The sequence below is a fragment of the Rhodoferax sp. genome, assembly GCF_012927445.1.
In the GTDB taxonomy this organism is placed as follows: domain Bacteria; phylum Pseudomonadota; class Gammaproteobacteria; order Burkholderiales; family Burkholderiaceae_C; genus Rhodoferax.
On record NZ_JABBPD010000001.1, the window covers coordinates 313,349 to 326,881 of the forward strand.

General features: G+C 63.6%; 11 protein-coding genes. 10 read left to right on the forward strand and 1 reads right to left on the reverse strand.

From position 1 onward, the window contains the following. The first annotated feature begins 40 nt into the window (after positions 1–40). The 6 genes from panD to HHJ17_RS01385 are packed head-to-tail and all read left to right on the forward strand — an operon-like array spanning position 41 to position 6,039. Positions 41–421, forward strand: a complete 381-nt coding sequence (gene panD / locus HHJ17_RS01360; protein WP_296500331.1) for an aspartate 1-decarboxylase — start codon at positions 41–43, stop codon at positions 419–421. After that, positions 418–1,827: an adenosylmethionine--8-amino-7-oxononanoate transaminase gene (bioA, locus tag HHJ17_RS01365; RefSeq protein ID WP_296504780.1), complete on the forward strand. Its 1,410-nt coding sequence runs from the start codon at positions 418–420 to the stop codon at positions 1,825–1,827. The genes panD and bioA overlap by 4 nt, the downstream gene beginning before the upstream one ends. Continuing rightward, the gene (bioF, locus tag HHJ17_RS01370) at positions 1,793–3,022 is read left to right on the forward strand and encodes an 8-amino-7-oxononanoate synthase (protein WP_296504782.1); all 1,230 of its coding nucleotides are present in this window, start codon (positions 1,793–1,795) and stop codon (positions 3,020–3,022) included. Before bioA ends, bioF begins: the two co-directional genes overlap by 35 nt. Further along, a complete protein-coding gene (bioD, locus tag HHJ17_RS01375) occupies positions 3,019–3,756 on the forward strand; it encodes a dethiobiotin synthase (protein ID WP_296500335.1) in 738 nt (245 codons plus the stop codon). Before bioF ends, bioD begins: the two co-directional genes overlap by 4 nt. A 10-nt stretch (positions 3,757–3,766) precedes the next feature. After that, positions 3,767–4,807: a biotin synthase BioB gene (bioB, locus tag HHJ17_RS01380; protein ID WP_296500337.1), complete on the forward strand. Its 1,041-nt coding sequence runs from the start codon at positions 3,767–3,769 to the stop codon at positions 4,805–4,807. Continuing rightward, on the forward strand, positions 4,804–6,039 hold the full coding sequence (locus HHJ17_RS01385) for a cytochrome P450 (RefSeq protein WP_296500339.1): 1,236 nt from the start codon (positions 4,804–4,806) through the stop codon (positions 6,037–6,039). The genes bioB and HHJ17_RS01385 overlap by 4 nt, the downstream gene beginning before the upstream one ends. A 10-nt stretch (positions 6,040–6,049) precedes the next feature. Here HHJ17_RS01385 and pabB read toward each other — a convergent pair whose 3' ends face one another. Next, a complete protein-coding gene (gene pabB / locus HHJ17_RS01390; protein ID WP_296500341.1) occupies positions 6,050–7,780 on the reverse strand; it encodes an aminodeoxychorismate synthase component I in 1,731 nt (576 codons plus the stop codon). 66 nt (positions 7,781–7,846) lie between these two features. On the opposite strand from pabB, the gene panB reads away from it, so the two are divergent. The 4 genes from panB to HHJ17_RS01410 all read left to right on the forward strand — a co-directional run bounded on the left by panB (position 7,847) and on the right by HHJ17_RS01410 (position 13,533). Then, a complete protein-coding gene (panB, locus tag HHJ17_RS01395; protein WP_296500343.1) occupies positions 7,847–8,728 on the forward strand; it encodes a 3-methyl-2-oxobutanoate hydroxymethyltransferase in 882 nt (293 codons plus the stop codon). A gap of 61 nt (positions 8,729–8,789) precedes the next feature. Continuing rightward, complete coding sequence (gene panC, locus HHJ17_RS01400) at positions 8,790–9,626, forward strand: pantoate--beta-alanine ligase (RefSeq protein WP_296500346.1); 837 nt, start codon at positions 8,790–8,792, stop codon at positions 9,624–9,626. A gap of 455 nt (positions 9,627–10,081) precedes the next feature. Further along, on the forward strand, positions 10,082–11,002 hold the full coding sequence (locus HHJ17_RS01405) for a substrate-binding domain-containing protein (protein WP_296500349.1): 921 nt from the start codon (positions 10,082–10,084) through the stop codon (positions 11,000–11,002). Positions 11,003–11,016: 14 nt separating this feature from the next. Then, positions 11,017–13,533: an EAL domain-containing protein gene (locus tag HHJ17_RS01410; RefSeq protein WP_296500351.1), complete on the forward strand. Its 2,517-nt coding sequence runs from the start codon at positions 11,017–11,019 to the stop codon at positions 13,531–13,533.

Sequence of the window (13,533 nt, forward strand, 5' to 3'; positions counted from 1 at the left end):
ACAACGCCCTGTCCATCCCTATTTATTCCGAGAACATCCTATGTTTCGCACCCTGCTCAAATCCAAAATCCACCGTGTCGCCGTCACCCACTGCGAACTGCATTACGAAGGTTCCTGCGCGATTGACGAAAACCTGCTGGAAGCCGCCAATATCATTGAGAACGAGCAGATTCATATCTGGAACATCAACAACGGCGAGCGCTTCGTAACCTACGCCATCAAGGGCGAACGTGGCTCCGGCATGATCTCGGTCAATGGCTCAGCCGCGCGCCGTGCCGCCGTCGGCGACCTGATCATCATTGCCGCCTATGCCCAGGTGCACAACGACCAGATTGCCGGGCATGAGCCGCAACTGGTGTTTGTCGACGACAAAAACAAACAAACCGAATTGCGCCACAAGGTGCCGACCCAGCGCCTGTGATAACACCAGTTGCCGGCGCACTGCCCGCCGCTTCGCTGGCCGAGCGCAGTCTGGCTGCCGTCTGGCACCCCTGCACCCAGATGCAACGTGCAGCGACCGTGCCGCCGCTGGCGATTGCGCGTGGCGAAGGGCCGTGGCTGTTTGATGACACAGGCCGACGTTACTTCGACACCAGCAGCTCCTGGTGGGTCAACCTGTTCGGCCATGCCGATGCCCGCCTCAATGCGGCGCTCAAGGATCAGCTCGACACCCTGGCGCACGTCATGCTGGCCGGTTGTACCCATGCCCCGGCGGTAGAACTGGCCGAGCGTCTGTCGGCCTTGACCGGCGGGGTGCTCGGGCATTGTTTCTTCGCCAGTGACGGCGCCTCGGCGGTGGAGATCGCGCTCAAGATGAGCTTTCACCACTGGCGCAATCGCGGCCGCCCTAGCAAACGCGAGTTCGTCTGTCTGCGCCAGGGTTACCACGGTGAAACGCTGGGCGCGCTGGCCGTCACCGATGTCGCGGTGTTCCGCGATGCCTACGACCCACTGCTGATGCGCTCGCACCAGGTGATGTCACCTGACGCACGCCAGGCCGTAGCGGACGAGACCGCCCTTGATGTAGCCTTGCGCGCCGCAGCAGAGCTGCAGGCGCTGCTGGCGTCGCGGCACGAGCACATTGCCGCCCTCATCCTTGAGCCTCTGGTGCAGGGCGCCACCGGCATGGCCTTGTACGACCCGGCCTACCTCCGTGCCGTGCGCGCACTGTGCGACCAGTATGAGGTGACGCTGATTGCCGACGAAATTGCAGTAGGCTGTGGCCGCACCGGTACTTTCTTTGCCTTCGAGCAGGCCGCACTGCCGGGTGAGCCGGCCATCTGGCCCGACCTGCTCTGCCTGTCCAAGGGCATCAGCGGCGGCTACCTTCCGCTATCCCTGGTGCTGTCGCGCGACAGCATCTTTGAGGCCTTTCTCGATGACGACGTGGCACGCGGCTTTCTGCATTCGCACTCGTACACCGGCAATGCACTGGCCTGCCGCGCGGCGCTGGCGGTGCTCGACCGCTTCGAGCAGGACGACGTGCTGCGCAACAACCGGCAACGGGCCGCCGCGCTGACCGCTGCGCTAGCGCCCCTGGCCAGCGACCCGCGCATCGAACATTTCCGCCAGCGGGGCATGATCTGGGCCTTTGATGTGCGCGAGCCCCTCATTGGCCCGCGCTTTGCCGAACGCTTCCACCTGGCGGGCCGCGAGCGCGAACTGCTGATCCGCCCGATCGGGCGCACCGTCTACCTGATGCCACCCTATGTGTTGGACGACGCCCTGTCGCAATGGCTGGCCGACCGCTTGCTGGCCACGCTGAACGATGTTTTGAACCAGAGTCCCCCTGATGCTGATCGACCACCTGAACCGCCAACTGCTTGAGCGTGAAGCGCAGGCGCTCAAGCGCCAGCGGCGCATCACCGAGTCGCCCTGCGCGCCGCACCAGTGGGTGAGCCGGGACGGCCAGCCCGCGCGTGAGTTGCTCGCGTTTTGCAGCAACGATTACCTGGGCCTGGCGAATCACCCGGCGCTGATCCAGGCACTGGCTCAAGGGGCGCAGCAATTTGGCGCCGGCAGCGGCGCCTCGCACCTGATCAGCGGCCACTCGCGCGCCCATGCCGAATTGGAAAATGATCTGGCCGCGTGGCTGACGCCGTGCATCCCGCAGGCCGGGGCGCTGACCTTTTGCACCGGCTACATGGCGAACGTCGCGCTGCTCACCGCCTTGGGCGATGCCAGCGCCACCATCTTCGCCGACAAACTCAACCACGCCTCGCTGATCGACGGCGCGCGACTGGCCAAGGCGCCGCTGCAGCGCTACCCCCACCGCAACCTGGTCATGCTGGCCCGCCAGCTCGAACGCTGCACCACACCGATCAAGCTGATCGTGACCGATGCCGTGTTCAGCATGGACGGCGATCTGGCCGAGCTGCCTGAATTGCTGGCGCTGGCCGAACGCTTCGACGCCTGGCTGATCGTGGACGACGCCCATGGCTTTGGCGTGCTTGGCGCCCAGGGGCGCGGTAGCCTGTCGCACTTTGGCCTGTGCAGCGAGCGCCTGATTTACATGGGCACGCTCGGCAAGGCGGCGGGACTGGGCGGCGCCTTTGTCGCCGCACACCCGACCATCATCGACTGGCTGGTGCAGTCAGCCCGCACCTACATCTACACCACCGCCACCCCACCGGCCGTGGCCCATGCGCTGCGCGAGAGCCTGCGGCTGATCGGCGGCGCAGAAGGTGAGCAGCGGCGCACGCATTTGCAGCAGTTGATCCACTTGTTACGGACACAGCTAACCACGTTGATCGCGGCGAACCCGGCGCTCGGCTGGCAGCTGATGGACTCCAGCACGGCCATCCAGCCGCTGATCGTCGGCGACAACGCCGCCGCCTTGACGCTGGCGGCCGCCCTCGATGCCCAGGGTCTGTGGGTACCGGCCATCCGCCCACCAACGGTGCCGGCCGGCACGGCCCGCCTGCGCATCACGCTCAGCGCGGCGCACAGCACAGACGATGTGCAGCGGCTGGTCGACGGTCTGGCGCGCGCCGCCCTGAATTTGACCGGCGCACTGGCATGACACCACACACACCACTGCGTGGCTGCTTCGTCACCGGCACCGACACCGAAGTGGGCAAGACGCGCATCAGCGCCGCACTGCTGCACTGGCTGGCACAGGCGGGCTGGCGCAGTGCCGGCTTCAAGCCGGTGGCGGCGGGCACCAGCCTGATTGACGGCCAGTGGGTCAACGACGATGTCCGCGCCCTGCGCGACGCCAGTGCGCTGGCCATGAGCAACGCCGAGGTCGGCCCCTTCCAGTTTGAAACCGCCTGTGCGCCGCACATTGCCGCGGCACGCCAGGGCCAACGCATTGACCGCGCCGCCATCTTGCACGCAGTCGATGCGCTGGCAGCCCGCGCGGAGGTGCTGGTGGTCGAAGGTGTCGGCGGCTTTTGCGTCCCGCTGGGCCCCGATTGGGACAGCGCCGATCTGGCTGGCGACCTGCAGTTGCCGGTGGTGCTGGTGGTGGGCTTGCGCCTCGGCTGCATCAACCATGCATTGCTCACGGCGGAGGCCGTGCGCGCCCGTGGCCTGTGCCTGGCCGGCTGGGTCGGCAACAGCGTCAGCCCGGCCATGCCCTGGGTCGAGGAGAATGTAGCGACGCTGCGCCTGCGCCTTCAACTACAAGGTGCTCCGTGCCTGGGCATCGTGCCGTGGCTGGCAGAACCCAGCCCGGCCGCAGTGGCCGCGCATCTGGACCCGCTGGTCTTGACCACCCTTTTTTCATCCATTTCTTCCCCTTTTGCCTCCTGAAAGACACGACATGACCACGATTACCCTGATTCCCGTTTCAAGCCTGCGTCCCGCCCCGGCACGCACCGTCACGTCGGACATCCCGCAACGCTGGCCGGTCGAAGCGATTGAGGCCCTGTATGAGCTGCCTTTCCTGGACTTGCTGTATAGAGCCCAGCAAGTGCATCGCGAACACTTCAACGCCAATGAGGTGCAGCTATCCACCCTGCTGTCGATCAAAACTGGCGGCTGCTCCGAGGACTGTGGCTACTGCCCGCAAGCCTCCACCGCCGAGAGCGGCGTTGAGGCCAGCAAGCTGATGCCGCTGGCCGACGTGATTGAAGCGGCGCAAGCGGCCAAAGACCAGGGCGCCACCCGCTTTTGCATGGGTGCCGCCTGGCGCAGTCCGAAAGACCGCGACATGGAACGAGTGACCGACATGGTGCGTGAAGTGCGCGCTCTGGGCCTGGAAACCTGCATGACACTGGGCATGCTGGAAGCGGAGCAAGCGCAGGCCCTGAAGGACGCCGGGCTGGACTACTACAACCACAACCTGGACAGCGCGCCCGAGTTCTACGAGAGCATCATCACCACCCGCACCTACCAGGACCGGCTCGACACCTTGGGCCATGTGCGCGCCGCCGGCATCAACGTCTGCTGTGGCGGCATCGTCGGCATGGGTGAGTCCCGCCGGGAGCGCGCCGGACTGGTGGCGCAGCTGGCCAACCTCAACCCCTACCCCGAGTCGGTGCCCATCAACAACCTGGTCGCGGTCGAAGGCACGCCGCTGGCCAACACCGCGCCGCTGGACCCATTCGAGTTTGTGCGTACGATTGCGATTGCCCGCATCACCATGCCGCTCACCATGGTCCGGCTGTCGGCCGGGCGCGAGCAGATGGATGAAGCCTTGCAGGCGCTGTGCTTTGCCGCCGGTGCCAACTCGATTTTTTACGGCGACAAGCTGCTCACCACCAGCAACCCGCAAGCCGAGCTGGACCGCCAGCTCTTTGTTCGCCTGGGACTGAAGGCGCAGGGTGAACGCCCGGTGGCGCAGACCGGCCAGTGCGGATGAATGCAGTGCTGACGCCAGCAACGCTGGACCGCCCCCTCATCGACGCCGCCTTTCTGGCCAACCCCTATCCCACCTACCGGGCGTTGCGGGAGGCCGGCCCGATCCACTGGAGCGAAGAGTTTTTCGGCGGCGCCTGGCTGTTGACGCGCCATGCCGATGTGGCGCAGTTACTGAAAGACCCGCGCTTTTCGGCGCAGCGTACCGGCGCCTGGGTCAATGACCGGGAGGATGCGCGCGGCGAGCTGGCCGACTTCCAGCGCCTGTTCGCCCGCGCCCTGCTGTTTCTGGATGAGCCCGATCATCCGCGCATTCGCAAGGTGATGAACGCGGGTTTCCACCCCGCGGTGATCCAGCAACTGGCGCCGCACATCGCGCAGACGGTCACCCACCTGCTGGATCAGGTGGCAAACCTGGACAGCTTCGATTTCATCGAAGCCGTTGCCCGGCCACTGCCTGTGCGGGTGATCACGATGCTGATGGGCATCGAGAACCCGCAGCAGCATGACTTCATGACCTGGTCGGACGATCTGGCCACCTTCATCGGCACGCCGCAGCCCACGCGCGAACAGGCGCGCCGGGCCCAAAGCAGCCTGCTGGCCATGAGTCGCTACCTCGAAACCCTGCTGGCGCGCAAGCGCCAAACGCCCGGCGACGATCTGACCAGCCGGCTGGTGCAAGCCGAGGCCGCTGGCGAGATCCACGGCAGCGCCGAGCTGCTGGCGCAGTGCGCCATGCTGCTGTTCGCCGGCCACGAAACCACACGCCACTTGCTGGGCAGCGGCCTGCAGACACTGCTGGCGCACCCCGAACAATGGCAGCGCCTGCAACAAGAACCGGCGTTGCTGCCGGGCGCGGTGCGCGAGCTGCTGCGGTTTGACAGCCCGGTGCAATACACCGGACGGCGCGTCACGACCGATCTGGTGCTGCACGGCCAGCAGCTGCGTCGCGGTGACCTGGTGCTGCCCCTGATCGGCGCTGCCAATCGGGACCCGGCGCGCTACGCCCAGCCTGATACGCTGGACATCACGCGCAACGACGGTCCGTCGCTGTCATTCGGTTCCGGTCCGCACGTCTGCATTGGTGCCGCGATCACACGCATGGAGGCTGAAATGGTCTTTGGCCAATTGCTCAAGCGCTGGCCCGACCTTCGCCTGGCGGATGCCGAACCACGCTGGATCCGCAATCCGCTTTACCGTGGGCTGGAGGCGCTGCCGCTAACGCACGCCGCCTGACCGGCCACGCTCACACCAAAACAGCGTCGAGCCAGCCGCGCAGGCTGTTGACAAAAGCGAGGCCGGTGGCGCGCGGCAAGTCCTCGACCCGCACCACGGCTTCCGCCAGCCGCCCCTCGCGCAGGAAACGGGCGCGGCCGATGCCGTCCAGCAGCCCGCAACGCAGCGGCGGCGTCACCCAGCGCCCGTCCAGCCGCAGCGCCACGTTGCCGCGCGTGCACTCGGTAATTTCGCCCTGCCGGTTCCACAGCAGGGTGTCGAACACGCCGGACTCGTGGGGCGCAAAGGCGTCGTAATGCGCACGCCGCGTGGTCTTGAAGCGGACAAATTCACTGTCGGCCGCTTCAAACGCCGTCGCCGCCAGCGCCAGTGTGACCGGGGTTGGTATGACCTCCATCGCGTAGGCCTCGGCCTGCGCCTGTCCATGCGCATCCAGTCGCAGGCGCACGCGCCACAAACCCTGGCGATGGCTGTCAGCTAATTGCCGCAAGCAGGCTTCGACTCGCGTCGCCGCCCAGGGATAGCCAAAATGCTGGGCCGCACGGGCCAGACGTGCCAGATGCTCCGGCGCGGTGCGCAGGACGCCGTCTTCCAGCGCCATCGTCTCCAGCAGTTCGAACGGCTGGCGGGCGCGCTCCAAAAAAGCGCGCTTGTGGCGCCATTCCTGCCACTCGCCTTCGGCCGTGGCATCGGCCGTGATGCCGCTGCCAATGCCGCAGCGCAGCGCGTCGCCCTGCACCGTAACGGTGCGAATCGCCACATTGAAGGTGGCCGCGCCACCCGGCCGAACCACGCCGACGGCGCCGCAATAGACGCCGCGCGGCTCGGGCTCCAGGCTTTTAATCATCTGCATGGCGCGCACCTTGGGCGCCCCGGTGATCGAGCCGCAGGGAAACAGGGCCGCAAACACATCAGCCAGTGTCGTGCCCGGCCGGGTGCGCGCCTCGACGTCCGACGTCATCTGCCACACGCTCGGCAACGCCTCCAGCTGGAACAGATGCGGCACCGTCACGGAAAACGGCTGGGCCACGCGCGACAAATCATTGCGGATCAGGTCGACGATCATCACGTTCTCGGCCCGCTCCTTGGCCGAGGCCAGCAGCTGGGCCGCCAGCGCCGCATCAATCTCGGCGGTGGCTCCGCGCGGGGCGGTGCCCTTCATCGGACGCGCCAGGATGCGCTCACCATCCCAGTCAAAGAACAATTCCGGCGACACCGACAGCACCTGTTCATCGCCGGTGTCGATGAACGCGGCATACCCCCCCGGCTGCGCCCGCTGCAGCGCCATGAACAGATCGCGCGGCGCCCCCGTCAGCGTGCCGTGCAACGGCGCGGTGTAATTGAGTTGGTAGAGCTCGCCGTCCACGATGGCCCGGTGGATCTCCGCCATGCCCTGGTCAAACGCGCTGCGCGACAGGGCCTCCTGCCACTGCGCTATCGCGCTGTTACCAACAGCCAAGTCGGGCCAGGCCTGCGGCGCGTCGTGCACGCCGAACCAGGCGAGCGGGCCGTCGGCCTCCTGCACCGCCAGCGCCGGATCAAAAGCGGCCGCCGCCTCGTAACGCAGGTAACCGACGCACCAATAACCCTGCCGCGCCAGCGCCTGCACCGCCTCCAGCAACGGCCGAACCTGCGCCGGGCGGTGCGCCACCAGCGTCTGGCGCGGGGCACCAAAGGCGCAGCGCAGGGGGTCGGCGCTCCCCGGGGTGCCGGTAGCGGCGAAATCAATCAACGTTTGCATGGGCGTGAAGCATAGCCGGATCGACTAGACTCACGGCATCAACTGACACGTCCACCGACGCCGGCTATGACCTCCCCCACCCCCGATCCCGCTACGCCTTACGGCACACTGCCGCCCACCGCAGCCCCGGCACTGCGTAAACCCATCAGCCTGCCTCGCTTGCTGGAGATGCACGCGCGTGGTGAAAAAATCACCATGCTGACCGCCTATGACGCCACCTTTGCGGCCGTCGCTGACGCGGCCGGCGTGGATTGCATTCTGGTCGGCGACTCGCTCGGCATGGTGTGCCAGGGCCTGAGCAGCACCGTGGGCGTGACGCTGGAAACCATGCGTTACCACGTCGAAAGCGTGGCACGCGGACTGCGCCGCTCGCAGGCCACGGCCTGGCTGATTGGCGACCTGCCGTTTGGCGCCTACCATGAGTCGAAGGAACAAGCCTTGCGCAGCGCCGCAGTGCTGATGCAGGCCGGCGCCCACATGGTCAAGTTAGAAGGCGGTGGCTGGACCGCAGAGACCGTGCGTTTTCTGGTGGAACGCGGCATTCCCGTGTGCGCGCATTTGGGCCTGACACCGCAAACCGTGCATGCGCTGGGCGGCTACCGGGTGCAAGGCAAAACTGCCGAATCAGCCACCCTCCTGAAACTCCAGGCCCACGCCCTGCAAGACGCTGGTGCCACCCTGCTGGTGCTGGAAATGGTGCCGGCCGCTCTGTCTGCCGAACTGACCTCCGAGTTGCTGCATTGCCCCACCATCGGCATTGGCGCCGGCAGCGGCACGGCCGGCCAGGTGCTGGTCCTGCATGACATGCTGGGCGTGAACCTGGGCAAAATGCCCAAATTCGTCCGCAACTTCATGCTCGGTGCACCCGGCATCCGGGAAGCCATGCACGCCTATGTCAGCGCCGTCAAGGACGGCACATTTCCCGACAACAGCCAGCACGCCTGGTAACCGTTTTTACTCAGTTGAGGACAGCGCTGCGCTTCGCCACGGTCTGTCCCGCAAAACCATTATGAAAATCGTTCACACCATTGCCGAGTTGCGCGAGCACTTGACGCAATTCAAACACCCCGCTTTTGTTCCCACCATGGGCAATCTGCACGACGGCCATCTGGCGCTGGTGCGGCAGGCCAAACCGCTGGGCGACGTCACCGTCGCCAGCATCTTTGTCAACCGCTTGCAGTTCTTGCCGCATGAGGACTTTGACACCTACCCGCGCACCTGGGACTCCGATTGCGAGAAGCTGCAGGCGGCCGGCTGCGACGTGGTGTTTGCCCCCAGCGAACAAGAACTCTACCCCGAGCCGCAAACCTTCAAGGTGCATCCGCCAGCGGCGTTGGCTGACATTCTGGAAGGCCACTTTCGGCCCGGCTTTTTTGTTGGCGTCTGCACCGTGGTCATGAAGATGTTTGCCTGCGTGCAGCCGCGGGTGGCCGTGTTCGGCAAAAAGGACTACCAGCAACAGCTGATCCTGCGGCGCATGGTGCAGCAATTTGCCCTGCCCATCGAGATCGTGGGCGGAGAAACCACACGGGCGCCAAACGGACTGGCGCTGTCATCGCGCAACAGCTACCTCAGCGAGAGCGAACGCACCGAGGCGGTGCAACTGTCCCTGGCACTCAAGGCCATGGCCACAGCCTTGAAGAACGGCGCCACCGACATCGCCGCCCTGGAAGCGCAAGCCATGCGTGCGCTAAACGCGCGCGGCTGGCAAGCGGACTACCTGGCGGTACGGCGTCGCAGCGACCTGCAAATCCCACAACCGGGCGACACCGCGGCCGATGCGCTGGTGGTGCTGGGTGCGGCCAAAATTGGTGCGACGCGACTGATCGACAACCTCGAAGTTTGAGCCGTCGCTGGTAACAAGCTCGCCTTTCGGCACGCGCTGAGACGGCGCGCAATGTGCAGGTGTCGTTTGATCCAACCAGGGGGTCTTATCACCAAACTTTGATGCACGTCAAACTCATGCAATTCAGGCGTCCGGCCTCCTTCATTCCTTCCCGGAACGGGTTCCAGCAGCCCGGAAGAGCCCGGCGCACGATGCGATACTTGGCATGATGCAAGCGATTGATTTTGACGGGGACCGACGGCTGGCATCTGTCGACGGGGACGGCCGCCTTTCTTGGATCCCGCTGACCTGAATTTATGCAAAATCAAGCCCCAACCCCCGTTCAACCTGCGCATAACGCTATTAATACAATAGCAAATTAAAGTAGAAGCCAAAGTTCATATCCCCCTCTGCACGTCCTTGTGCAGGTTCGCGTTAAGGTTTTCTCCCTTGCCCATGACAAGCTAAGGATCAGCATGCGTCGCACCCGTTTCATCCTCCTGTTGTTGAGTTTGCTGTTGAGCAACCCAGGCTGGGCGCAGCCCACGCAGCGCCCTGTCATCGCCTTTGCACAAGACACCCTGAAAAATGATTTTCGCCAGGCCCAGGTCGCCGAAGTACGCGACGCGGTGGCCAAGTACCCGGAGCTCGCCTTTGTTTACGCCGATGCCCAGGGGCAAACCTCGCTGCTGATTCGTCAAATCGAACAATTCATCACGCAAAAAGTCGATGTCCTGGTGATTGGAACCAACGACGAGCAAGCCGTGGTGCCGGTGATCAGCAAGGCCTACAAGGCCGGAATTCACGTCATCATCCTGGACCGCGGCATCAAGGGCCACGACTACTCCACCTTCATCAACTCGGACAACCTCCAGATCGGCGCCATGGGCGCCGAGTTCATTGCGAAAAAACTCAAGGGGCAAGGCCTGGTGCTGCTGTTTGAAGGTTTGCAGACCGCCGATGTGACGCAACTGCGCAGCCAGGGTTTCATGGAGGTCATGGCCAAGCATTCCGGCATCAAGGTCATCAAACGCACCGGCAATTATTTGCGCAAGGATGCGCTGCTGGAGATGGAGAAACTGCTGGCGCAGGGCATTCGGGTCGATGCCATTTTTTCTGAAAGCGACAGCATGCTCAGTGGCGCACGTCTGGCCATGCTGCAGCAGAAGGTGGACCCCAGTGCGGTCATCAGCGTCGGCTGCGACTACACCAGCGAGGCCCGCGAGGCCATCCGCAACGGCACCCAGACCGGCTCGGTGCTGTTTCCGCTGGGGGGCACGATGGCCGTTGACATGGCGCGCAAGCTGCTGAACAAAACGGCGGTGCCACGCCACGTGGTCATTCCGGTCAAGCTCATCACGCGTGACAACGTCGAGCAGGTCTCGCCCATCTTTTGACGCGCGTGCGGCCTATGAACATTTTTTTTCGCCTGCGGCGTCACCTCACTTTCAAGCTGTCACTGCTCGCCACCTTGGCCGTGATGCTGTCGGTGGTGGCGATGGGCGTGTATTTCGATATCTTTTTGCGCGAGAGTTTTCTGGAGGGCACCCGGGTCCGGATGCAGCATGCCTATCAGCGCCTGGACTACAACCTCAACCGCATTGAAGGCGAGGTCAAAAAGGGAGCCGCCTATGCGGCGAAAGATGAGCAACTCATCGCCTCGATCGACTTGATCAACCGCTACCAGGACAAAGCCAACTACAACACGCCTTTGATTGACGAAGAGAAAAAGACACTGGCACTGGAGTTGCTCAATCGCGTGAAGCTCTCCCTCAACAACGACATGGCCTTGTATGGGCAGGACCAGGAATTGATCGCTTTTGCCAGCCGTCAGGGCGGGAGCTACCAGTTGGGTTATCTGACTTTTGTCGCGGGTCAGCCGGTGCTGTTCAAACGTCAGGAGCTGGAGCGCGAGTACCAACCGGGTGTGCTGCCGGCAGACGGCAACATCACCCTCCAACACACCTTTCATCACCCGGATGAAAAATCAGCGACCGACGGTTTGACGACCTATCTCCGCTTGGGCGACAAGCTGGCCATCAAGAGTCACCAGAATGTGATCGACACCGGAAGCGGTCAGCGCATCGCTCATTTGGAGTTGTCCTTTGTGCTGGACAACGATTATTTCGCCCAGTTTTCCAAAGACCTGGACATTGATCTGAAACAGAGCTTTGAGAGCTCTTTTGCCGCCCAGGCGCGCCTCCTGGGCAGCCACACCAATGCCGAATTACTGAGCGTGTCGCAGACGACGGATCAGTACCTTGGCGTGATGAAAAAGGACACCCTTAACAGCCCGGTCTATTTCACCGTCACGCTCGACAAGACCCGTGAAAATGCGCGCATCAACACCCAGCGGTTTCAGTTTATTCTGTTGATGGTGGCGATTGCCGGGTGCATCTTGCTGCTCACCCGTTTTGTTTTTCAGCGCAGCCTGGCCCGGCCGCTGGGTCGGTTGATGGCGCAGATTCGCCAGATCCAGCAAGGCGACTACGCCGAGTTGCCAGCGCTCACCACCGGCGATGAGCTGGAAGAAGCGTTCACCAGTGTCAATAAACTGGCGGTGGCCGTCTGTGAGCGCGAGTCGGCCCTGGAGCTGGCGCGCCGCAATGAGCACTACAACTCGATGCATGACGCCCTCACCGGGCTGCCCAATCGCCGCTTCTTTGATCAGCGCTTGCTGCAAGCGCTCGATTCGGCCCGCCGCAACCAGAGTCAACTGGCCGTGGTATTTCTCGATCTGGATCAGTTCAAGCAGGTCAATGACACCTTGGGGCACGCCATTGGCGACGACTTGCTGGTGCAGTCGGCCCAACGCATGCAGGCCTGTGTGCGCAGCGCCGACACCCTGGTGCGCTTCGGCGGTGACGAATTTTTGGTGCTGATCGAAAACGTACGCGACCCGGCTGAAGTGGCCTTGGTGGTCGGTCAGTACCTGGCCCTGTTTCATCAGCCCTTCCTGTGTGAGGAGCATGAACTCAGCATCACCGCGAGCATGGGCGTCGCCATGTACCCGCAGGATGGCGAAGACAAAGTGACCTTGCTCAAACACGCCGACCTGGCGGTCTACAAAGCCAAGGAGAGCGGGCGCGATACCTTCAGTTTTTTCTCAGCCAACTTGTCCCAGCTTGCCAGCATCCGCGCAGGCATGATTCATGACCTCAAACTGGCGATCGAGGCCGGTAATCAGTTTGAGCTGTATTACCAACCGAAGGTCAGCGCCGTCAGCGGGCAAGTGGTGGCGGCGGAGGCCTTGATCCGCTGGAACAGGCCCGGTTGTGGCTTGGTGCCGCCCTTTCAATTTATTCCCCTGTCCGAAGAGAGCCGCCAAATCATCCCGATTGGCGACTGGGTCATCGGCCAGGCTTGTCAGGATCTGGCCGGGTTGAATGCCCAGGGCATTGTCCTGCAGCACCTCAGCATGAATGTCTCGAACGTGCAACTGCGCGGACACGACCTGCTGGCCGTGCTGGACCAGGCGATCAAGCAAAACGACCTGCAGGCGCGGCAGATTGAACTGGAGATCACCGAGAGCTACATCGCCCAGGATGCGGGCCTGGCGATCGAGTCGCTGCACGCGTTCCGCGCCATGGGTCTGCAGCTGGCCATTGACGACTTTGGCACCGGCTACTCATCACTGAGCTACCTGCAAAAACTGCCATTTACGCGCCTCAAAATCGACAAGTCGTTTATTGATGGGCTGCCGGATGACCAGGACAGTGTGGCGATCACCAGCGCAATCATCGGGCTGGCCAAAAACTTTGGCCTGGCGGTGACAGCCGAGGGGGTTGAGCGGGCGGATCAGCTGGCGTTCTTGCGGCAAGCGCAGTGCGGCGAAATCCAGGGCTATTTCTACGCCCGGCCGATGCCCTTGGCAGAATTCATTGCGTTTTATCGCGACGCCCTCAATTCGAGCAAAATCGACCTCTAG